This window comes from Actinopolymorpha sp. B9G3 (assembly GCF_040120725.1).
GTDB lineage: Bacteria > Actinomycetota > Actinomycetes > Propionibacteriales > Actinopolymorphaceae > Thermasporomyces.
This window is the reverse complement of the sequence record NZ_JBEEAB010000002.1, coordinates 255,042-276,564: the sequence shown is the minus strand read 5'-3', so window position 1 is coordinate 276,564 and position 21,523 is coordinate 255,042. Positions and strand designations below refer to the sequence as shown.

At 69.8% G+C, this 21,523-nt stretch carries 18 protein-coding genes; 2 read left to right on the top strand and 16 right to left on the bottom strand.

The genetic code is table 11. The features are described from left to right. Positions 1–26 precede the first annotated feature (26 nt). The 6 genes from ilvN to ABNF93_RS04385 all read right to left on the bottom strand — a co-directional run bounded on the left by ilvN (position 27) and on the right by ABNF93_RS04385 (position 7,301). Entirely contained in the window at positions 27–563 is a 537-nt protein-coding gene (gene ilvN / locus ABNF93_RS04410; protein WP_349326221.1) for an acetolactate synthase small subunit, read from the bottom strand. A gap of 61 nt (positions 564–624) precedes the next feature. After that, positions 625–2,358 (bottom strand): acetolactate synthase large subunit, encoded by a 1,734-nt coding sequence (locus ABNF93_RS04405; protein ID WP_502877543.1) that lies wholly within the window; start codon positions 2,356–2,358, stop codon positions 625–627. A gap of 303 nt (positions 2,359–2,661) precedes the next feature. Further along, the gene (locus ABNF93_RS04400; RefSeq protein ID WP_349326219.1) at positions 2,662–3,303 is read right to left on the bottom strand and encodes a pyridoxamine 5'-phosphate oxidase family protein; all 642 of its coding nucleotides are present in this window, start codon (positions 3,301–3,303) and stop codon (positions 2,662–2,664) included. A gap of 21 nt (positions 3,304–3,324) precedes the next feature. Then, positions 3,325–4,998: a dihydroxy-acid dehydratase gene (gene ilvD, locus ABNF93_RS04395; protein ID WP_349326218.1), complete on the bottom strand. Its 1,674-nt coding sequence runs from the start codon at positions 4,996–4,998 to the stop codon at positions 3,325–3,327. Positions 4,999–5,096: 98 nt separating this feature from the next. After that, positions 5,097–6,299, bottom strand: coding sequence for a glycosyltransferase 87 family protein (locus ABNF93_RS04390; protein ID WP_349326217.1), 1,203 nt, complete (start codon positions 6,297–6,299; stop codon positions 5,097–5,099). A gap of 54 nt (positions 6,300–6,353) precedes the next feature. Continuing rightward, on the bottom strand, positions 6,354–7,301 hold the full coding sequence (locus ABNF93_RS04385; RefSeq protein ID WP_349326216.1) for a 2-hydroxyacid dehydrogenase: 948 nt from the start codon (positions 7,299–7,301) through the stop codon (positions 6,354–6,356). Positions 7,302–7,355: 54 nt separating this feature from the next. Here ABNF93_RS04385 and ABNF93_RS04380 point away from each other — a divergent pair, with 54 nt between their 5' ends. Next, on the top strand, positions 7,356–8,519 hold the full coding sequence (locus tag ABNF93_RS04380) for a PQQ-dependent sugar dehydrogenase (protein WP_349326215.1): 1,164 nt from the start codon (positions 7,356–7,358) through the stop codon (positions 8,517–8,519). A 31-nt stretch (positions 8,520–8,550) separates the two neighbouring features. Here ABNF93_RS04380 and ABNF93_RS04375 read toward each other — a convergent pair whose 3' ends face one another. From ABNF93_RS04375 to gatC, 6 genes are all read right to left on the bottom strand, one after another. After that, positions 8,551–9,126, bottom strand: coding sequence for a Uma2 family endonuclease (locus ABNF93_RS04375; protein WP_349326214.1), 576 nt, complete (start codon positions 9,124–9,126; stop codon positions 8,551–8,553). Between the two features lie 159 nt (positions 9,127–9,285). Beyond that, complete coding sequence (gatB, locus tag ABNF93_RS04370; RefSeq protein WP_349326213.1) at positions 9,286–10,794, bottom strand: Asp-tRNA(Asn)/Glu-tRNA(Gln) amidotransferase subunit GatB; 1,509 nt, start codon at positions 10,792–10,794, stop codon at positions 9,286–9,288. Between the two features lie 201 nt (positions 10,795–10,995). Beyond that, positions 10,996–12,276 (bottom strand): hypothetical protein, encoded by a 1,281-nt coding sequence (locus ABNF93_RS04365; protein ID WP_349326212.1) that lies wholly within the window; start codon positions 12,274–12,276, stop codon positions 10,996–10,998. A 5-nt stretch (positions 12,277–12,281) separates the two neighbouring features. Further along, a complete protein-coding gene (locus ABNF93_RS04360; RefSeq protein WP_349326211.1) occupies positions 12,282–12,782 on the bottom strand; it encodes a SigE family RNA polymerase sigma factor in 501 nt (166 codons plus the stop codon). A gap of 218 nt (positions 12,783–13,000) precedes the next feature. Next, a complete protein-coding gene (gene gatA / locus ABNF93_RS04355; RefSeq protein WP_349326210.1) occupies positions 13,001–14,494 on the bottom strand; it encodes an Asp-tRNA(Asn)/Glu-tRNA(Gln) amidotransferase subunit GatA in 1,494 nt (497 codons plus the stop codon). Continuing rightward, on the bottom strand, positions 14,494–14,811 hold the full coding sequence (gene gatC / locus ABNF93_RS04350; RefSeq protein WP_349326632.1) for an Asp-tRNA(Asn)/Glu-tRNA(Gln) amidotransferase subunit GatC: 318 nt from the start codon (positions 14,809–14,811) through the stop codon (positions 14,494–14,496). The genes gatA and gatC overlap by 1 nt, the downstream gene beginning before the upstream one ends. Positions 14,812–15,060: 249 nt before the next feature. Here gatC and ABNF93_RS04345 point away from each other — a divergent pair, with 249 nt between their 5' ends. Next, on the top strand, positions 15,061–15,726 hold the full coding sequence (locus tag ABNF93_RS04345) for an ACT domain-containing protein (RefSeq protein WP_349326209.1): 666 nt from the start codon (positions 15,061–15,063) through the stop codon (positions 15,724–15,726). A gap of 12 nt (positions 15,727–15,738) precedes the next feature. Here ABNF93_RS04345 and ligA read toward each other — a convergent pair whose 3' ends face one another. The 4 genes from ligA to ABNF93_RS04325 form a co-directional block, all read right to left on the bottom strand. Next, positions 15,739–17,829, bottom strand: a complete 2,091-nt coding sequence (ligA, locus tag ABNF93_RS04340) for an NAD-dependent DNA ligase LigA (protein WP_349326208.1) — start codon at positions 17,827–17,829, stop codon at positions 15,739–15,741. A gap of 124 nt (positions 17,830–17,953) precedes the next feature. Next, on the bottom strand, positions 17,954–19,015 hold the full coding sequence (locus ABNF93_RS04335) for a uroporphyrinogen decarboxylase/cobalamine-independent methonine synthase family protein (protein ID WP_349326207.1): 1,062 nt from the start codon (positions 19,013–19,015) through the stop codon (positions 17,954–17,956). Between the two features lie 10 nt (positions 19,016–19,025). Beyond that, positions 19,026–20,120, bottom strand: a complete 1,095-nt coding sequence (gene mnmA / locus ABNF93_RS04330) for a tRNA 2-thiouridine(34) synthase MnmA (protein WP_349326206.1) — start codon at positions 20,118–20,120, stop codon at positions 19,026–19,028. After that, entirely contained in the window at positions 20,120–21,397 is a 1,278-nt protein-coding gene (locus ABNF93_RS04325) for a cysteine desulfurase family protein (RefSeq protein ID WP_349326205.1), read from the bottom strand. The genes mnmA and ABNF93_RS04325 overlap by 1 nt, the downstream gene beginning before the upstream one ends. Positions 21,398–21,523: the final 126 nt, after the last annotated feature.

Genomic DNA, 21,523 nt, shown 5'->3' with positions numbered 1-21,523 from the left:
TCTCTGGGGTGCTCTTACCACAAGCCTCAGGCGCTGCGCTCGCTCGCCCGGTCGAGCGAGCGGAGGGTACGGTCGGTGATCGAACGACTGCCTCGCCCGATCGCGACCATGCCGGACTGCACGAGCTCGCGGATCCCGAACGGTTCCAGGACCCGCAGCATCGCCTCGAGCTTCTCGGAGTTGCCGGTCGCCTCGATCGTCACCGTATCGGGAGCGACGTCGACCACTTTCGCCCGGAACAGCTGGACCGTCTCCAGCACGCTCCCCCGCGTCTGCGTGTCGACCTTCACCTTGACCAGAAGCAGCTCGCGCTGGACCGACGTCGCCGGGTCCAGTTCCACGATCTTGATCACGTTGACCAGCTTGTTGAGCTGCTTCGTCACCTGTTCCAGCGGAAGGTCCTCGACGTTGACGACGATCGTCATCCGCGAGACCTCCGGGTGTTCGGTGGGTCCGACCGCGAGGGAGTCGATGTTGAACCCGCGCCGGGAGAACAGGCCGGCGATCCGTGCCAGGACGCTGGGTTTGTTCTCGACCAGCACGGACAGCGTGTGTCGGGACACTGCTCTTCGTTCCTTTCCTAGAACGTGGGGAAGACGAAAACGCCGGAACGGGCGTACGGACTCACAGGTCGTCGTGCTCCCAGTCGGGTGCCAGGTCGCGCGCGATCTTGATGTCGTCGTTGCTCGTGCCAGCCGCCACCATCGGCCACACCATCGCGTCACGGTGGACCACGAAGTCGACGACCACCGGAACGTCGTTGACGCTCATCGCCTTCGCGAGCACGTCGTCGATGTCCTCGGGCCGCTCGCAGCGCAGACCGACACAGCCGTACGCCTCCGCCAGCTTGGCGAAGTCGGGGATCCGGGTGGAGTGCAGGTCGGAGTTGGAGTAGCGCTCGTTGTAGAACAGCGTCTGCCACTGCCGGATCATGCCGAGGCTGGAGTTGTTGATCACCGCGACCTTGATCGGGATGTTCTCCAGCGCGCAGGTGGCGAGCTCCTGGTTGGTCATCTGGAAGCAGCCGTCGCCGTCGATCGCCCACACCGTGGCATCCGGACGGCCCGCCTTGGCACCCATCGCGGCGGGAACGGAGAAGCCCATCGTGCCGGCGCCACCGGAGTTGAGGAACGTGCCGGGATTCTCGTACGAGATGAACTGCGCCGCCCACATCTGGTGCTGTCCGACACCCGCCACGTAGAACGCCTCGGGACCGGCGACCTGGCCGATCTTCTCGATCACCTGCTGGGGCGCGAGCGAGCCGTCGTCGGGCTTGGCATAGCCGAGCGGATACCGGTTCCGCCAGTCGTCCAGGAGCCGCCACCAGGCGGTGTAGTCGCCATGGCGACCGGCGCCGTGTTCGGCCTGGATCGCGACCACGAGATCGGCGATGACCTCCCGGCAGTCACCGACGATGGGCACGTCTGCGGTGCGGTTCTTGGAGATCTCCGCGGGGTCGATGTCGGCGTGGACAACCTTCGCCTGCGGCGCGAACGTCGACAGCTTGCCGGTCACGCGGTCGTCGAACCGGGCGCCGAGGCAGATCAGCAGGTCGGACTTCTGCAGCGCGCTCACCGCCGCCACCGTGCCGTGCATGCCGGGCATGCCGAGGTGCAGCTGGTGGCTGTCGGGGAACGCACCCCGCGCCATCAGGGTCGTGACGACCGGGATGCCGGTCATCTCGGCGAGGACCCGCAGCTCCTTGGCCGCGCGGGCCTTGATCACGCCGCCCCCGACGTACAGCACCGGTCGCCGCGACTCGGTGATCAGCCGCGCGGCTTCGCGCACCTGCTTGGCGTGGGGCCGGGTCACCGGGCGGTAGCCCGGAAGGTCGAGGCTGGTGGGCCAGGAGAACGTCGTCATCGCCTGCAGGGCGTCCTTGGCGACATCGACCAGGACCGGGCCCGGACGACCGGTGGACGCGATGTGGAACGCCTCGGCGATGGTCCGCGGGATCTCCGCCGGGTCGGTCACGAGGAAGTTGTGCTTGGTGATCGGGAGCGTGATGCCGCGGATGTCGGCTTCCTGGAAGGCGTCGGTGCCGATCGCGCTCCCCGGGACCTGGCCGGTGATCGCGACCATCGGAACGGAGTCCATGTACGCGTCGGAGATCGGCGTCACCAGGTTGGTCGCGCCCGGTCCGGAGGTCGCCATGCAGACACCGACCTTGCCGGTGGCGAGTGCGTACCCCTCGGCGGCGTGGCCGGCACCCTGCTCGTGGCGGACCAGGATGTGGCGGATCTTGTGCGAGTCCAGCAGCGGGTCATAGGCCGGAAGGATCGCTCCTCCGGGAATGCCGAAGACCGTGTCGACACCGGCCGACTCCAGCGCCTTGATCAGGCTCTGCGCGCCCGTCATCTGGCCACCGGTCGGTTGCGCTCCACCCGTCGGCTGCGTGCCCTTCGGGTGGGCGGCGCCGGGGGTGCGGCCTCCGGTCGTCTGGTCGCTCATCGTTCGCCCTTCCGTAGCGACGGCGTTGTCGGTGTTGTCGTCGAAAGTCTGTGTTGTCGTTGCCGGGGAAACAAAAACCCCCCGGCCCGAACGGGCAACGAGGGGTGCGCGCTGGCTGTGTCAGCCGTGTGAGGGCTCAGCCGGCGCGCTGTCGGAGTACGAGAATCTGTGGACGCACGCATGCACGTTCTCTGACCGTCGCCCCTCACGTCAAGCCGAAGCCTCGCGTGTCTCGACATCCGGACGTTCGGTCCGCATGTCGTCACCCTCCGGGGCGCCTGGATCGTCCGGCACGGGCGCCGGATCATCGGTGAACGCCGGGAGCCCGTCGATGCTGTGCAGGTTCTTCTTCCGGCGGTACGCCACCTGCCCCTCCTGCCCCTTCCGGTCCATGTGCGGCGGCAGCAGGTCGCGCTCCCCCACGTAGTCCATGAGGGGTACGCCGTAACCGCAGGAGTCCGAGATCCGGTGCACGTCCACGACAATCACCGCGCGGGCACCACGATGCTCGGTGAAGAGCTCGGCCAACGCGGGGTACGCGTCGTCGTAGATCGACACCACCCGTCCTCGCCCGTGCAGGCGGACGATGTTGGGTGGGCCCTCGAAGGCGCAGAACATCAGCGTGATCCGGCCGTTGTCCCGCAGGTGCGCGATCGTCTCGGCGCCGCTCGCGGTGATGTCGAGGTAGGCGACGGTGTGCTCGTCGATCACCGCGAACGTGCCGCCGACCCCCTTGGGCGAGACGTTGACGTGCCCGTCCGACCCGCTCGGCGCGGTGGCGGTGAAGAACATCTTCTGCGCTTCGATGAAGGTCCGCAGCCGACCGTCGATGCGTTCGTGGATCTTGCCCATGTGTCCTCCCCCACTCAGCCGTCAGCCGCAGACGGCGCCGTGCGCGGCGGACTTCACCAGCTTGGCGTACTTGCCGAGGACACCGCGGGTGTAGGTCGGCGGCAGGGGCTCCCAGTCCTTCCGGCGGCGTTCGAGCTCGTCGGCGTCGACCTGGAGGTCGAGCGTGCGCGCGGTCATGTCCAGGCGTACGACGTCGCCATCGCGAACCAGGCCGATCAGACCTCCGTCGACCGCCTCGGGCGCGACGTGGCCCACGCACAGGCCCGTGGTGCCGCCGGAGAAGCGACCGTCGGTGAGGAGCAGGACGTCCTTGCCGAGACCCGCACCCTTGATCGCGCCGGTGATGGCAAGCATCTCGCGCATGCCCGGGCCGCCCTTGGGGCCTTCGTAGCGGATCACCACGACGTCTCCGGCCTGGATCGTGCCGTCCTCGAGGGCGTCGAGGGCGCCGCGTTCGCGTTCGAAGACCCGCGCCGGGCCCTCGAAGACAGCTGCGTCCAGGCCCGCGCTCTTGACGACCGCACCTTCGGTCGCGAGCGAACCACGCAGGATCGTGAGGCCGCCGGTGCGGTGGATCGGGTCCTTGATGGCCCGGATGATCGTGCCGTCGAGGTCCGGCGGGTCGATGTCGGTGAGGTTCTCGGCCAGCGTCTTGCCGGTCACCGTGAGCGCGTCGCCGTGCAGCAGCCCCGCGTCGAGCAGGGCCCTCATCACGACCGGGATGCCACCCACCCGGTCGACGTCGCTCATCACGTAACGCCCGAACGGCTTGAGATCTCCCAGGTGCGGCACCTTGTCGCCGATCCGGTTGAAGTCGTCGAGGGTGAGGTCGACCTCGGCCTCGCGGGCGATCGCGAGCAGGTGCAGGACGGCGTTGGTCGAGCCCCCGAGCGCCATCACCACGGCGATCGCGTTCTCGAACGCGTCCTTGGTGAGGATCTGGCGCGCGGTGATCCCTCGGCGCAGCATCTCGACGACCGCCTCGCCCGAACGCCGGGCGATGCCGTCGCGGCGTCGGTCGACCGCCGGGGGCGCGGACGAACCCGGAAGCGCGAGGCCCAGCGCCTCGGCCGCGCTCGCCATGGTGTTGGCGGTGTACATGCCGCCGCACGCGCCCTCGCCCGGGCAGATGGCGCGCTCGATCTCGTCGACCTTCTCTCGCGTGATGAGCCCTCGGGCACAGGCGCCGACGGCCTCGAACGCGTCGATGATCGTGACGTCGCGGCCGTCGACCCTGCCGGGCAGGATCGAGCCGGCGTAGACGAACACCGACGCGAGGTCGAGCCGGGCCGCCGCCATCAACATGCCGGGCAGGCTCTTGTCGCAGCCGGCGAGCAGGACCGTGCCGTCCAGGCGTTCGGCTTCGACGACGGTCTCCACCGAGTCGGCGATGATCTCGCGGGACACGAGCGAGAAGTGCATGCCGACGTGACCCATCGAGATGCCGTCGGAGACCGAGATCGTGCCGAACTCCAGCGGGTAGCCACCGCCGGCGTGCACGCCGTCCTTGGCGGCCTTCGCCAGCCGGTCGAGGGAGAGGTTGCAGGGGGTGATCTCGTTCCACGACGAGGCGACGCCGATCTGCGGCTTCTCCCAGTCCTCGTCGCCCATCCCCACCGCGCGGAGCATCCCGCGGGCGGCTGCGCGCTCGATCCCGTCGGTGACTTCCCGGCTGCGGGGCTTGATGTCTGTCATGGTCGTTCGGCTCCTCGTTCGCCGCACAGTTGGTGCGTGGAGGCTGCTGATGGCAGCGACGTGGGACGGGATCTCCGCCCCCTCACTGTACGGCGCCCTCACACGGCGGCAGTCTCGGCACTATGTTGTGCGGTCCGCTTGGCGGAGCGGTGGCCCTCGACCAGAGCGATCCCCACGAGAACCGTTCCGAGAATCGGCGTCACACCGCTGAGCAACTGCTCGGCCGGACCGTAGGTCAGCTCGACGTCCTCACCCCAGGGCAGATGCTTGAACTCCGCGGCCGCGACCCAGACCACGAACGCAGCTGAGAAGCCACGTACCAGGGCGGGCAGACCGCGGTCGACGACCACCGCGGCAAGGGGCACCACCCAGACGAAGTGGTGCGTCCACGACAGCGGCGAGGCGAGCAGGGTGGCCACGCCACACAGCGAGACCGCGAGGAGCGGCTGCCCGCGTACATGCCAGCGTGCCGCTGCCCACGCTCCGGCGAACGCGACAACGGCACTGAGCGCGAGGCCCGCGTAGTAGACGGCCATTCCGTTGCCGGCGAAGCGCAACGTCGCCGCGAGAATCGACTGGTTGAACAGGAACGACGTCGATCCCGTCCGCGTGTCGCCGGCGAGCAGGAACTGCCAGAACGCGAGCGACTCCCGCGGCATGAGGACCGCACCCAGCAACGTCGCCGCTCCTGCCGCGATGAGTGTGGTGCGCGCCGTCCGCCACTGGCGGGCGAGAAGGAGGTAGACGACGAAGAGGGCAGGCGTCACCTTGATCGCCATCGCCAGGCCGGTGAGGACGCCGGGCGGCAGCAGACGCCGCCGCCATGGGGGGAGGCGGGGGCCGGGTACGAGGTCGAGGACGACCATCGCCATCAGGAAGACGTTGACCTGACCGAATCCCAGCGTCTCCCGTACGGGCTCGACGAAGAGGACGGCAGTCGTGGCCGCCAGGCTGAGCCACCAACCGGTCAACCCGAGCCGATGGACGACGGCCACCACCGCGACCGCCGCCGCCGCGAGCCAGAGCGCCTTGAGCAGGACCGGCGTGACGAGGACGAGGGGTAGGCACAGCAGTGCCGCGAACGGTGGATAGATGAACGCCAACCCGTCGCGCGGCGTGCGGGCGGTGAGGATGTCGCCGCCCTGGATCAGGACCTGGCCGGTGTACTGGTAGACCTCCAGGTCGACGACCCGCGGATCCCAGGGCCAGAACCCTTCGAAGCGTACGGAGAACGGCGCGACCAGCAACGCCGCCAGGATCGGCAACGCCACCTGCACGACGATGGCTACCCGGTTCCGCACTCGGTTGCTCCTTCCAGCGTGGGCGTGGTCCCGTCCTTGGTCACCGGATCCGGGTCAGTACGAGCCGGTGACGACGTTGGCGAGCGGCTCGCCGGCGACGTAGCGGCGCAGCTGTGCGCTCACCAGGGCACGGCCGCGGGGAACGAATGCCGACGTGTTGCCGCCGACGTGTGGACTCAGCAGCAGCCCGGGCGCGTCCCAGAGCGGATCCGTTGCAGGCAAGGGCTCCGGATCGGTCACGTCGACCGCGGCGCGCAACCGCCCGCTCGACAGCTCGGCGAGCAGAGCGTCGGACTGCACGATCGGCCCGCGCGCGATGTTGACCAGCAGAGCGCCGTCCTTCAGCTGGGCGAGGAACTTCGCATCGACCATGCCGCGGGTCTCGTCCGTCATCGGTACGAGCAGGACGACGACGTCGGCCGCGGGCAACAGGTCGGCCAGCTGCGCTGCGCCCGCGACGCCGCCCCGTGCCGTACGCCCGACCAGGGTCACCTCGCACTCGAAGGGGGCCAGCCGACGGGCCAGCGCCTGTCCGATCGACCCGGCACCCAGGACCACGACCCGCTTGTCGGCAAGGGCCTGCCTTCGACCGTCCGCCCACCGGTGCTCGGTCTGCGCATGGACGAACTCGGGGATCCCCCGCAGGGACGCGAGGATCAGCGCCACCCCGAGCTCCGCGGTACTGGCGTCGTGGACACCACGCGCGTTGCAGAGGGTGACGCCTTCGCCGAGGTGCGGGCGTACGTTCTCCACGCCCGCGGTCAGGGTCTGCACCACCTCGAGCGCGGGCATGCTGGCGACCAGTTCGACCGTGTGGGGTCCGGCCATGTACGGCGGTACGTAGAAGGTCACTCCCGCGAGCGACTCCGGCGGCTCAGCGCTACCGTCGTAGACGTCGATCACCAAACCGTCGGGCAACCCGGAATAGACGGCAGGTGGCTCGGGAAGCCAGACCCGCGCGGGTGGGGACGCCGGACGCCGGACACTCTGCCTGCTCTCCACGGGCCATGAGACTATCCGCAGCGAGGGCACGTTTCACACATCGAGGAGCCACCAGTGCGTCATGTCATCGTCGCCGTCGTCGCGACCACGGCACTTGGCCTGCTCGGCGCCTGCGCGGACGACCCCGCACCGGAGACCAACGGAAATCCGCCGGATTCGTCGCAAACAGCTACCGCGTCGTCCTCTCCCGAGGAGAGCACGCCAGCTGAGGACGAGGGCGAGGACTCCCGCCGGGCCGGTCCCCCACCCGCTCCCCGGATCGCTGGAACGGTCGCCACCGGCCTCACGTCCCCCTGGGGACTGGCCTTCCTGCCTGACGGCGCTGCGTTGGTGGCTGAACGTGACACTGCACGGATCAAGCGGATCGCCCGCGGCGGCGCGGTGTCCACCGTCGGCACCGTCCCCGGCGTGGTGCCGGGCGGCGAGGGCGGTCTGCTGGGCATCGCCGTGTCGCCGACCTTCGAGCGCGACCGGTTCGTGTACGCCTACTACACCGCCGGGGACGAGAACCGGATCGTACGCATGCCGTACACAGGTTCCCGGCTCGGCCGCCCCCAGACGGTCCTCGACGGCATTCCCGGGAGCGGCATCCACAACGGCGGCCGCATGGTCTTCGGCCCGGACGGCTTCCTCTACGTCGGCACAGGTGAGGCGTCCGACGAGCCGCTCGCCCAGGACCTGGACTCCCTCGGCGGGAAGATCCTGCGGATCACGCCGGACGGTGACCCCGCGCCCGGCAACCCGTTCGACTCGCCGGTGTGGAGCTACGGGCATCGCAACGTGCAGGGGCTGGCGTTCGACGACGACGGGCGGCTGTGGGCGAGCGAGTTCGGCCAGAGCACCTGGGACGAGCTCAACCTCATCCGGCCAGGTCGGAACTACGGCTGGCCCGAGGTCGAAGGTGTCGCGGGCGAGCGCGGGTTCGTCGATCCGGTCGCGCAATGGCCCACCGACGAGGCCTCGCCGTCGGGCCTTGCGTACGCCGACGGTGCGTTGTGGATGGCTGGACTCCGTGGCGAACGTCTCTGGCGGATCCAGATCGACGAGGGTCGCGTCATCGGCAAGCCGCGGGCGTTCTTCACCGAAGACCTAGGCCGGCTGCGTACCGTGGCACCGGCGCCGGGGGGCGGACTGTGGCTCACGACCAGCAACACCGACGGCCGTGGCGACCCGCGCGACGGCGACGACCGGATCCTGCGGCTGTCCCTCGACCGTTGAGCTCAGGTGTAGCGTCGGTCGACCGCTGAGTTCAGGTGTGGCGGCGGTCGAGCTGGGCCGGATCGATCTCCGCCCCCACATCCGGAAACTGCATGGTCTGGCCGCAAGAAGCACGCGCATGATCGACGTAGCGCTCGACCTCCAAGCGCCGTAGCCAGAACGCCGGCCGACCGCCGTCATCGGGCTCGACCACGAGGTACCACGGAATTCCCGCCATCGCGTAGTCGATCGCCTTCTCGTCCCGATCACGTCGCCCGCTGCCGGGCGAGACGACCTCAGCCACCAGAAGTGCTCGGCTCCCCTCGAAGATCATCGATCGATGCAGCTCATGCGTCACGACGACATCAGGAATGCGGATCCGACCCGGAACGATCCGGACGTTCACCTCATAATGAACGTTCAAAGTCTCAGGAGCCGCAGCCTCGAGAAAGTTGGCCAGCCGGCGCGTCCAGTCCTGGTGGAGAGCGCCCGGGCTGGGATTCACGAGCAGGCTCCCGTCCACCAGCTCGACCCACCGGCTTTCCTGAAGTGCCAGGAACTCTTCCTCGGTCCACGGCCCCGGGTGGTTGACCCACACGTCGGGATCCTCGGTCGTGATTGCACCCATTGCGCGACACCTCCAGCGGAGCGCTCACACCAGTGTGGCATGGCAATCCCCCTTCGATCAGGAGTTCGAAGGGTAGATGGCGGCACCGACGGCGAAGATCGACTCGACCTCATCGGCCCCGACTGCAACGGTGCAGGACGTTTCCGCAGGGCGCCGGACCTACTCGGCGCCGAGGCGCTCCAGGATCAGCTCGCGGACCCGGCCCGCGTCGGCCTGGCCACGCATCTCCTTCATCACGGCACCGATCAGCGCCCCCGCGGCGGCGACCTTGCCGCCACGGATCTTCTCCGCCACATCGGGGTTGGCCTCGATCGCCCGGTCGACCGCCGCACCGAGCGCGGAGTCGTCGCTCACCACGGCGAGACCGCGCGCCTTGACGACCTCCTCGGGCGTACCCTCGCCGGCGAGGACGCCGTCGAAGACCTCGCGCGCCAACTTGTCGTTGACGGTGCCGGCGTCGACGAGGGCCTGGATGGCGGCCACCTGTGGCGGCGTGATCGGGAGCGCTTCGAGCTCGACCTCGGCCTCCTTCGCCCGGCGTGCCAGCTCGCCGAGCCACCACTTGCGGGCCGCCGCCGGGGTCGTGCCTGCCTCGACGGTCGCCTCCACGAGGTGCAGGGCGCCCGCGCCGATGACGTCGCGGAACTCCATCTCGGTGAAGCCCCATGCCTCGGCGAGCCGTTTGCGGTGCGCGCTCGGCGGTTCCGGCAGGGTGGCCCGCAGCTCCTCCACCCACTCCGGCGACGGCGCGACCGGCACGAGGTCGGGCTCGGGGAAGTACCGGTAGTCCTCGGCCTCCTCCTTGCTACGTCCGGACGTCGTGATGCCGGTGTCCTCGTGCCAGTGCCGGGTCTCCTGCGTGACCTTGCCACCCGCGTCGAGGATGGCCCCCTGCCGGCAGATCTCGTACCGCAGGGCACGCTCCACCGAACGCAGCGAGTTGACGTTCTTCGTCTCGGTCCGCAGGCCGTACGGCGTCTCACCCTGCGGCCGCAGCGACACGTTGGCGTCGCATCGCAGCGAGCCCTGTTCCATGCGTACGTCGGAGACGCCCAGTGCCCGCATCAGGTCACGCAGCTGCGAGACGTAGGCCCGCGCCACCTGTGGCGCCAACGCGCCCGTGCCCTCGATCGGCTTGGTCACGATCTCGATCAACGGGATGCCGGCGCGGTTGTAGTCGACGATCGAGTAGTCGGCGCCGTGGATCCGGCCGCTCGTGCCGACGTGGGTGGACTTGCCGGTGTCCTCCTCCATGTGGGCGCGTTCGATGCCGATCGTGTACGTACGCCCCTCGACCTCGACCTCGACCTCGCCGTTGACCGCGATCGGTTCGTCGTACTGGCTGATCTGGTAGTTCTTCGGCATGTCCGGATAGAAGTAGTTCTTCCGGGCGAACCGGCACCAGTCCACGATGTCGCAGCCGAGAGCGAGGCCGATCCGGATCGCCGACTCGACAGCCTTGCCGTTGACGACCGGCAGCGATCCGGGCAGGCCGAGGCAGACCGGGCAGACCTGGGTGTTGGGCGGCGCGCCGAACTCCGTGGGGCAGCCGCAGAACATCTTGGTCAACGTGCTCAGCTCGACGTGCACCTCGAGCCCGAGCACCGGGTCGTAACGCTCGACCGCTTCGTCATAGTCGAGCAGGCTCGGCATGGTCCCGGTCGTCATCAGCGTCCTTCTTGATCGGGCAGGGATCGATCTCTGGAAAGTCAGCCTATCCAGCCCCCCGCCCCTGGCTCCCGCGCCGTGGCATGAGGGGCCCGGTACAGCGAACGCCCGTTGTGTGAGGGCCCACCTGCGGCGAACCTATTGGATCAGGGCGCCCCTCACACGAACACCTCTTGGATCAGGGCGCCCCTCATCCATGGGTCACCACGCATAGACCTGCGAGGGTTCGCCGCCGTCGAGCCAACGCACGGTGCCCTTGTCGTAGCGACCGACACTCCAGTGGCGGGTTTCCTCCGCGTACGACTCCTCGGGAGAGACCAGGACGTGGCGGCGCGAGGCATCGAGGGTGAAGCGTCCGACGTGCTTGGCCTCGAGTTGGTCGTCGAGGACCTCGATCGCACCGTCGGCGACGGCGACCTTCACCAGCGCCATCGCCGCGACCTCCCGCATCGCCGCATCGTCGGTCTCGACGTCCACGGTACGGACGAACACCGCGAGCACGTGCTGCCCGTCGGACGTTGCCGCCGCGTTGCGCAGGAGGCCCTCTCCAAGCCGTGGCAGGTTCACGGACTCTTCGTCGGTGACCTTTTCGGCGTCGTCGATGGCATCCTTGCGGTTGGTGTCCAGCACTCGGATCTCGCCACTGTTCGACACCTGCGATCGTCCCGGACTCCTCGACGAACCCCAGAGAAACACCAGCCGTCTGCTGTCTGGAGCCCACGAAGGACTCGAGAGCTCCGCGTCGTCGGAAGCCCACGCGCGCCGCTCGCCGGAGGGGATGTCAATGACCCGCAACTCCGAGCGATACCGCTCGTAGGCTGCCCAGCCCGAACGCGACGTACATCCAGCGTCGTCCTTCCAGGACCTCATGACGGACGCGAGGCGCTGCCCATCCGGGCTCACCGCCACGTCCTCATAGCCGGCCCAGGGATCCACCGTGCCAGCGACGGTGTCGACGCTCGCGGTTTCGCCGTCGGACCGCAGCACGATCCGTACGATCTTTCCCTGAGCCAGGCAGCCGGCGCTGTTTCGTTCCAGCTTCGAGACGTAGAACGTGCGCTGGTCCGGGGCGGCCGCCACCGACCAGAAGATCCCCCGGCCGGTCGCGGTGTCGACCAGTGCACCGGTCCGAGAGTCGCGTACGACAACGCGGGCGAGCTTGTCGGAGTCCTCGATGCTCACGTAGAACCGCGGTGGGTCAGCGGCTGGAATCGTGCCTGGAGCGGTAGTCCACGCGCCCTCGGTGCCGGTCCTGGCCGACAGGATCAGGGCGGGAAGGCCGACAACCAGCGTCAGCACCGCGGCGGTCGCCACGGCGACGGTGGGCCAACGCCAGCTCGACGTCCGGAACCGCCGTGCAGCGAGCCTCCGCGATCGTCGGGCCGGTGCCCAGCCACCGTCGGAGAGTGCCGGCGGGATCGCGTCGTCAGGGATGGTGTGGCCCGCGGCACCGAGTGCGTCGCGAAGTCGCTCTTCAGTCATGGGACTCATCGATCCCCCTTCAGGATCCTGCCGAGTGAGGCGAGCCCGCGCGAGGCGGCTGTCCGGACCGCACCCGGGCTGATTCCCAGGACCTCGGCGATCTCGGCGTCCTTCAGATCGAGATAGAAGCGCAGTACGAGAACTTCACGCCGACGAGCGGGTAGCTTCGTCAGTGCCCGCAAGACCTCACGTCTCTCCTCGCTCAGCACGGCCTCGTGCTCGGCCGACCACACGGGAGGCTCATGCAGGCGGGCGTGTCGTAACGCGACACGACGCCGGCGGAGCGTCGAGCGACTGCGATTCAGGACCGATGACCGCAGGTACGTCACCGCTTGCGCAGGATCACGCAAGCGGGCCCAGTTGCGGTACAACCCGGCGAAGGCGTCCTGGACGGCGTCCTCGGCCGATGCACGGTCGCCCACCATCAGCACCGCCAACCGGACGAGTCCCACCCAGTGCTCGCGGCACAGCTCAGTCAGCTCAGCGTCGCGAGTGCCTGCACTCATCGTCTCGATCACACAGGAGAGACGCCGGCCTTCGCCATTTGTTACACCTCGGGCGCTAGGGGGTGTCTGATGGATCACGATCGATCAGTGAGCGCGTATCCGCGCCCGGCTGGCAAGGCCGAGGAGGAAGGCGCACTGGTCTTGTGCGCCGATCGACGAGAACGCAGCCAGGCGGGATGCGGGACGCCGCGAGCCGATCGTGATCCATCAGACACCCCCTAGAGCGTGGGCGCCTCGTCGAGCAGGGGATGCCCCCGTCGTTCGGCGTACGCCGCCTCGACGGCCCCACCCACGCGGTAGAGCCGGTCGTCGGCAAGCACCGGCGCCATCACGTGCAGCCCCACCGGCAGGCCGTCGTCGGGCGAGAGACCGCAGGGGAACGACGCCGACGCGTTGCCGGCAAGGTTGGACGGGATCGTGCAGAGGTCCGCCTTGTACATCGCCAGCGGGTCGTCGACGCGTTCGCCGATCCGGAACGCCGTCGTCGGCGTGGTAGGCGAGACCAGCACGTCGACGGACTCGAAGGCCCGCTCGAAGTCCCGCGCGATGAGCGTGCGGACCTTCTGCGCCTGGCCGTAGTAGGCGTCGTAGTAGCCACTGGACAAGGCGTACGTGCCGATCATGATCCGGCGCTTCACCTCGGGACCGAAACCTGCCTCGCGGGTCAACGCCATCACCTCCTCGGCACTGCGGGTGCCGTCGTCACCGACCCGCAGGCCGTAACGCATCGCGTCGAAGCGGGCGAGGTTGCTGGAACACTCGCTCGGCATGATCAGGTAGTACGCCGCCAGGGCATGGACGAAGTGCGGGCACGACACCTCGACGACCTCGGCTCCCAACTCGCCGAGCAGGTCGACCGCCTCGCGGAACCGCTGCTCGACCCCAGGCTGGTAACCCTCGCCGCCGAGCTCTCTCACCACGCCGACCCGCAGGCCGCGGATGTCGGCGGCACGGGCGGCGTCGACCACCGGCGGCACCGGCCGGTCGATCGAGGTCGAGTCCATCGGGTCGTGGCCGGCAATGACCTCGTGCAGCAGCGCCGCGTCGAGCACGGTCCGGGCGCACGGGCCCGGCTGGTCGAGGCTCGACGCGAGGGCGACCAGGCCGTAGCGGGAGGTTCCGCCGTAGGTCGGCTTCACCCCCACCGTTCCCGTGACCGACGCCGGCTGCCGGATCGATCCGCCGGTGTCGCTGCCGATCGCGAGAGGTGCTTCGTACGCCGCCAACGACGCCGACGAGCCGCCCCCCGAACCACCCGGGATCCGCTCGGTGTCCCACGGGTTGCGAGTCGGCCCGTACCCGGAGTTCTCCGTCGACGACCCCATCGCGAACTCGTCCATGTTGGTCTTGCCGAGGATCACGAGGTCTGCGGCACGCAGGCGCCGCACCACGGTCGAGTCGTACGGCGGCCGCCACCCCTCGAGGATCCTCGATCCGCAGGTGGTCGGCACGCCCTTCATCGTGAAGACGTCCTTGAGGGCGAGCGGCACGCCGGCCAGCGGGCCGAGCGGCTCCCCCGCGGCACGCTTCTCGTCGACGGCTTGCGCAGCCGCCAGCGCACCCTCGGCGTCCAGATGCAGGAACGCGTGGATCCGGTCGTCGACCTTGGCGATCCGGTCGAGATGGGCCTGCGCCACCTCCACCGCGGATGCGTCGCCGGTGCGGACCAGGTAGGCGATCCGCGTCGCCGTGAGCTTGGTGAGGTCGGTCATCACGCCTCCTCGCCGAGGATCCGAGGTACGCGGAATCGCTGCGTCTCCACGGCCGGCTCGCCGTCGACCAGTGGCGCACCGGCCAGGGCCTCCTCGGCGGACAAGCCGGGTCGTATCTCGTCGGCGCGGAAGACGTTGGTGAGCGGCAGCGGGTGCGAGGTGGGCGGGATGTCCAGTGCCGCGACGTCACTTACCTGGGCGACCGACTGCAGAATGACGTCGAGCTGGGGGGCGAGATGGTCGAGTTCGTCATCGGTCAGGTCGATCCGGGCGAGGCGCGCCAGATGCGCAACCTCCTCGCGGGTGATCGCAGGCACGGTGGTGACCCTTCTTGCCGTCGCGTTGTCCTTGCCGTTGGTGCCGAGCCCTGAGCCTCGTCCGGTGATCATGAAGACTGCGCGGTGCTCTGACGCCGAGGAGATTTCATGATCACGCAGGCAGGGCCCGGTCCGGCAATCCTAGGAGGGCCACCGATCGGGCTCCCCACGGGCACACCGGCATGACTCGTCACGGAACTTGACCTCGAAGCAACAACGTCGCCGATCATTCGCTGCGACAATCATGGTGTGTACCTCGTCCGCGTCGTACTCCCTGACGAACCAGGTGCGCTGGGGACCGTTGCCTCGGCGCTCGGCAAGACCGGTGCCGACATCGTGGCGGTCGACGTGATGGGCCGTGAAGATGACGGTACGGCGGTCGACGACTTCGTGGTCGAACTTCCCCTTGGTGGACGTGCCGACGCCCTCGTCTCGGCCTGCCACTCGGTGCCCGGTGTCCGGGTGGTGTGGCTCTCGCGGTATGCGGCGGGCGGCAACCTGCGCCACGACCTGGAAGCCATCGAGGCGATGACCGAGGAACCCACCGACGCCGAACGCGTTCTGGTCCACCAGGCACCCACCGTCTTCCGGGCGGACTGGGCGTTCCTCGTCCACGCGGGTGAAGGGACCGAGGGCACACAGATCGTCCATGCGACGAGGACGGCACCACGACTCCCAGCGGGCGAGGCGTTCTGGTTCCCGCTCCCCTCGGCGCGCCGGTTGAGCATTCCTGCCGAGTGGGAGGGCCACGGGTGGCGCTACGTCGCGGCGGCCGCGGTGCCCCTCGGCCAGCCGTGCCGGGCTCTGGTCGTCGGAAGGTACGGCGGCCCCGACATCCTCGACTCGGAGCTGGCCCGGCTCGCCTACCTCGCCGCCCTCTCCCAGAGCGTCATGGCACTGGCGTCTGAGGAGTAGCCCGACCTGCGGCTACTCCGCGGGAAGTGCGTGTTCGCGGGCGGCGTCGGGGCCGTCGTCCAGGAGCACCTGGAAGCCTGCCTCGTCGAGGATGGGTACGCCGAGGTCGCGGGCCTTGTCGTATTTCGATCCGGGGTTGTCACCGGCGACGACGAAGCCGGTCTTCTTCGACACCGAGCCCGACGCCTTGCCACCCCGTGCCGTGATCGCCTCGGTTGCTTCGTCGCGGGAGAAGCCTTCGAGGCTGCCGGTGACGACGACCGTGACGCCCTCGAGCGGCCGTGGACCCTGCTCGATCTCCTCGCGCAGCTGGACGCCGGCCGCCCGCCACTTCTCGACGATCTCGCGGTGCCAGTCGACCGCGAACCACTCCACGAGCGACGCCCCGATGGTGGGACCGACACCCTCCGCGGCGGCCAACTCCTCTTCGCTCGCCGCCGCGATCCGGTCGAGATCGCCGAAGGTCCGGGCCAGCGCCTGCGCCGCCGTCGGCCCGACGTGCCGGATGGAGAGCCCGACGAGCACCCGCCACAGGGGGCGGGTCTTGGCCGCCCGGAGGTTGAGGAACAGCCGCTTGGCATTGGCCGAGAGCTCGCCGGACTTCGTGGTGAAGAACTCCGAGCCTTCGAGCTGCTCGGGAGTCAGCGCGAAGAGGTCGCCCTCGTCATGGATCAACCCTTCGTCGAGCAGGGCGGTGCCGGCCTGGTAGCCGAGCACCTCGATGTCGAACGCCCCCCGCCCCGCCAGGTGGAACAGGCGCTCCCGCAGCTGCGCCGGGCATGACCGGGTGTTGGGACAGCGCAGGTCGACGTCGCTCTCCTTCTCCGGCCGCAACGGGCTGCCGCACTCCGGGCACTTGCTCGGCATCACGAACTCACGTTCGGAACCATCCCGCAGGTCGACGACCGGCCCGACGATCTCGGGGATCACGTCACCGGCCTTGCGCAGCACCACCGTGTCGCCGATGAGGACGCCCTTGCGCTTGACCTCCTGGGCGTTGTGCAGCGTGGCGTACTCGACCGTCGACCCGGCCACCTTGGTCGGCTCCATCACGCCGTACGGCGTGACTCGCCCGGTCCGGCCGACGTTGACCCGGACGTCGAGCAGCTTGGTGTTGACCTCCTCGGGTGGGAACTTGAACGCGATCGCCCACCGTGGCGCCCGTGAGGTCGAGCCGAGCTGGCGCTGCAGCGGCACCTGGTCGACCTTGACGACCACGCCGTCGATCTCGTGGTCGAGGTCGTGCCGGCGTTCGCCGAACTCGCGGGCGTAGGCGTCGACCTCCTCCAGCGTGCGGAGGACCCGCACGTGGTCGCTGACGGGGACGCCCCAGTCGCGCAGGCTGGAGTACGCCTCCGAGAGCCGGGCCGGCACCCACCCGTCGCGTTTGCCGATCCCGTGGGCGACGAACCGCAGCGGCCGCTGGGCAGTCATCCGGGGATCCTTCTGGCGCAGCGTTCCGGCCGCGGAGTTGCGCGGGTTGGCGAACGGTGCCTTGCCGGACTCGACGAGCCCCGCGTTGATCTCCTCGAAGTCACGGAGGCGGAAGTAGACCTCGCCGCGGACCTCCAACACATCGGGCGGCATCGACCCGTCTGCGCTGGTGGCCAACCGGGTCGGGATGGAGTCGATCGTCCGTACGTTGACGGTGACGTCCTCTCCGGTCCGGCCGTCGCCTCGGGTGGCTCCGCGGACCAGACGCCCGCCTTCGTAGACGAGGTCGACGGCGAGGCCGTCGACCTTCAGCTCGCAGAGATACTCCGCTTCGGTGCCGATCTCGCGCTCGACCCGGGCGGCCCAGGCGCGCAGCTCCTCCAGACTGAACGCGTTGTCGAGCGACATCATGCGTTCGAGGTGGTCGACCGGGGCGAAGTCGGCCGACCAGGTGGCGCCGACCTTCTGGGTGGGCGAGTCGGGGGTACGCAGCTCCGGGTGGGCGTCCTCGAGGTCGCGCAGCTCCCGCATGAGGGCGTCGTAGTCGGCATCGGAGATCGTCGGGCGGTCGAGCACGTGGTAGCGGTAGTTGTGCTCCTCGACCTCCTGCGCGAGGGTGGTGTGCCGTTCACGTGCCTTGCTGGACGGCTCGGCGGTCCGCTTGCTCATGGCAGCAACCTACCGCCGCGGTCCGACATGGCCGCTGCCCATCGCCCCAGTTCACGCCGGACGTCTGCGAGGTTTCCGGCCGGTCAGGTGGCAGAGCGGCAGCTGGCCGGGCGAGGTGCGGTGATCAGGCCGTACGCAGATGAGCCGCGGCGTCGCGCGCCAGCGCCATCGCCGTGCGCGCCCATGCCGGGTCGGCGCCCGCAAGGCCGCACGAGGGTGTCACCACGCAGCCGCGGGCGGCTTCGTCGGCGGCGAAGCCGAGCCGTCGCCACAAGACCGTCACCGAACGCGCCACGTCGCTGTCCGACGGTCCCGCGCCCTTGCCCCCGGTCGCAGCGCCCGTCGCCGCGCCGGCCGCGGACGCCGGACGCGTAGCCGGCACGGCACCGACCAGCAGCGCCACCCCGCCGTCGACCGCCGCGCCGAGCGCGTCGAGATCGCGCTCCCGCACCCGGCTCAGGTCGAAGGACACCCCACGCGCCCCTGCCCGCACCAGCAGGTCGAACGGAACACCGGCCGCGCAGGAGTGGACGACCGGGAGAGCCCCGTCGCCCGCCACCCGGTCGAGGACACCGCGGAGCAACTCGAGGACTTCGTACTCCTCGACCGTCCGATAACGGGAGAACCCGGAAGCGGTCGGGACGGAACCCGCCAGGACGGACGGCAGGGAAGGTTCGTCCAGCTGGACGACGAGCTCGGCCCCGGGTACCCGCCCCCGGACCTCCACCAGGTGACCGGAAAGCCCTTCGGCCAGCGACTGTGCGACGTCACGCCGGGCGCCCGGGTCACCGAGGACGCGGCCCCCGCGCGGGCGTTCGACGCATGCGGCCAGCGTCCACGGTCCGGCGACCTGCACCTTCAGCGGCCCGGAGTAACCCTGGGCCAGTTCCTCCAGCGCGTCGAGGTCCTGTGCCAGCATCGACCGGCCGCGGCCCTGGTCCAGTCCCTCTCCCGTCGTGAGCCGCCAGCCGGCGGGCTGCAGGTCGACCGCCAACTCGACGAGCAGGCCGCATGCGCGGCCCACCATGTCCGCGCCGGGTCCGCGCCCCGGAAGCTCCGGCAGGTGCGGAAGGTCCGGCAGCTCTCCGAGGACGACCCTCGCCGCCTCCGACGGGTCGGAGAAGGGCAACGAACCCACGCCGGTCGCCGAACCCGGGCGCCAAGGAACCTCGATGTCGTTGGGCACGACGCACAGGCTACGAGTCGGCCGCCGCCGCGGCCGGAACGGTGTCGGCGATCGTCGCGGAGCCGATGACCCGGCTCTCGTCGTAGAGCACGACCGACTGCCCGGGCGCGACACCTACGGCGTGGTCGGCGAGGTCGACGCGGAGCGTCTCGCCGTCGAGCCACGCCCGCGCCGCGAACGCCTCGCCGTGGGCGCGGATCTGGGCCCGGCAGCGCACCACACCGGCCGGCTTCGACCCGCACCAGCGCGGCTGGGTGCCCGCGAGCGCTCGCACGGCGAGCCGCTCGCGCGGGCCGACCGTGACCGTGCGGCTCACCGGTTCGATCGACAGGACGTAGCGCGGGCGGCCGTCGGCGGCGGGCCGGTCGAGGTGCAGGCCGCGCCGCTGCCCGACGGTGAAGGCGTACGACGCGTCGTGGCGGGCGAGCACGGTGCCGTCCTCGTCGACGACCGTGCCGGGCCGCTCACCCAGCTCGCGCGAGAGGAAGCCGGAAGTGTCACCGTCGGCGACGAAGCAGATGTCGTGGCTGTCGGGCTTCTCCGCGACGGCGAGCCCTCGTGCCGCCGCCTCGTCGCGTACGTCGGTCTTGTGGGAGCCACCCAGCGGGAACATCGCGTGCGCCAACTGGTCGGCAGTCAGCACGCCGAGGACGTAGGACTGGTCCTTCTCCGGGTCGACCGACCGGTGCAGCTCTGGTCCGTCCGCACCGTCGACGAGGCGTGCGTAGTGGCCGGTGCACACGGCGTCGAAGCCGAGCGCGAGCGCCCGGTCGAGCACCGCCGTGAACTTGATCTTCTCGTTGCAGCGTACGCACGGGTTGGGCGTGCGTCCGGCCGCGTACTCCGTCACGAAGTCGTCAACCACGTCGGCCTGGAAACGCTCGGCGAGATCCCAGACGTAGAACGGAATCCCGAGCACGTCAGCGGCCCGGCGGGCGTCGCGGGAGTCCTCCAGAGTGCAGCAGCCGCGGGCTCCAGTGCGGAAGGACAGCGGGTTGCGCGACAACGCGAGATGGACGCCGGTGACGTCATGGCCCGCCTCGACCGCCCTCGCCGCCGCGACCGCCGAGTCGACTCCGCCGGACATCGCCGCCAGCACCCGCATCAGCGTTCTCCTCCGGTCGTCGTGCCCGTGACCCGCTCGTGTACGCCTGCGGTGTTGACTGCGTTGACCAGCCCGGCGGCGCGGGCACGCTCGACGACGGGTCCGATCGCGGTGCCCAGGGCGTCGACGTCGGCGCGCGTCGAGGTGTGGCCGAGGCTGAACCGCAGCGATCCGCGGGCCCGCTCCTCGTCCCGTCCCATCGCGATCAGGACGTGGCTCGGCTCGGCGACTCCGGCCGAGCACGCCGAACCGGTGGAGCACTCGATCCCGCGCGCGTCGAGCAGGAGCAGCAGCGAGTCACCCTCACAGCCGGGGAAAGAGAAGTGCGCGTTACCAGGCAGTCGGCGCGTCTCGCCAGCCGGCTGGCGCTGGTCCGTGGCGAGCGGCTCGCCGTTGAGTTCGGCGTCGGGCACCTCGGCGAGGACCTGGCGGACGAGCTCGTTCCGCAGACCTGCCAGAGTGCGCCCGAGCTCGACGTGCCGTGACGTCGCGAACTCCACCGCCGTGGCGAACCCCGCGACCGCGGGAACGTCGAGCGTGCCCGACCGGACGTCGCGTTCCTGTCCCCCGCCGTGCAGGAGGGGCATGAGGTCGATCTCCCGGCGTACGACGAGCGCGCCGACACCGATCGGACCGCCCACCTTGTGCCCGGTCACCGTCATGGCGTCGAGTCCGGTGGCGGTGAAGTCGACGGGCAGCTGGCCGACGGCCTGGACCGCGTCGGTGTGGAAGGGGATCTCGTGCCGGCGGGCGAGTGCGGCGAGCTCGGACACCGGCTGGACCGTACCGACCTCGTTGTTGACCCACATCACCGTCATGAACGCGACGGAGGTGGGATCCCGCTCCACGCTCGCGACGGCGGCGTCGAGGTCGACCCGGCCCACGACGTCGACCGGCAGCCACTCGACCTCGGCGCCAGCGTGGCCGGCCAACCACTGGACCGCATCGAGGACCGCATGGTGCTCCACCGCACTCGCGAGGATCCGGCGCCGACGCGGGTCGGCGGCCTGACGGGACCAGTAGAGGCCTTTGACGGCGAGGTTGTCGGCCTCGGTGCCGCCACCGGTGAAGACGATCTCCGACGGCCGGGCGCCCAGGGCCCGGGCGATCGTCTCGCGCGACTCCTCGACGACCCGCCGGGCCGCGCGGCCGGACGCGTGCAGGGACGACGCGTTGCCCAGCCGCGGGAGCTGGGCAGCCATCGCCGCGACGGCCTCGGGCAGCATCGGAGTCGTCGCGGCGTGGTCGAGGTAGACAGGGGAAGGCGTGGCATCCATCGCCCTCCAGAGTAATAACCGTCTCCGGCACGTGGGCGGCGAGCACGACGTTCGCGACAAGAGCCCCTCTGAGCTCCCGACGATGCACGGCAAGTACCAACGAAGCACGTCGACTTTTGCCGCGTC

Coding starts and splice junctions, on each gene's coding strand:
- ABNF93_RS04325 (WP_349326205.1), bottom strand. CDS start 21,397: ATGGATGCCACGCCTTCCCCTGTCTACCTCGACCACGCCGCGACGACT.
- ABNF93_RS04365 (WP_349326212.1), bottom strand. CDS start 12,276: ATGACTGAAGAGCGACTTCGCGACGCACTCGGTGCCGCGGGCCACACC.
- ABNF93_RS04375 (WP_349326214.1), bottom strand. CDS start 9,126: ATGGGTGCAATCACGACCGAGGATCCCGACGTGTGGGTCAACCACCCG.
- gatB (WP_349326213.1), bottom strand. CDS start 10,794: ATGACGACCGGGACCATGCCGAGCCTGCTCGACTATGACGAAGCGGTC.
- ligA (WP_349326208.1), bottom strand. CDS start 17,829: ATGAGCAAGCGGACCGCCGAGCCGTCCAGCAAGGCACGTGAACGGCAC.
- ilvD (WP_349326218.1), bottom strand. CDS start 4,998: ATGACAGACATCAAGCCCCGCAGCCGGGAAGTCACCGACGGGATCGAG.
- mnmA (WP_349326206.1), bottom strand. CDS start 20,120: ATGCGGGTGCTGGCGGCGATGTCCGGCGGAGTCGACTCGGCGGTCGCG.
- ABNF93_RS04405 (WP_502877543.1), bottom strand. CDS start 2,358: ATGACGGGCGCGCAGAGCCTGATCAAGGCGCTGGAGTCGGCCGGTGTC.
- ABNF93_RS04360 (WP_349326211.1), bottom strand. CDS start 12,782: ATGAGTGCAGGCACTCGCGACGCTGAGCTGACTGAGCTGTGCCGCGAG.
- gatA (WP_349326210.1), bottom strand. CDS start 14,494: ATGACCGACCTCACCAAGCTCACGGCGACGCGGATCGCCTACCTGGTC.
- ABNF93_RS04400 (WP_349326219.1), bottom strand. CDS start 3,303: ATGGGCAAGATCCACGAACGCATCGACGGTCGGCTGCGGACCTTCATC.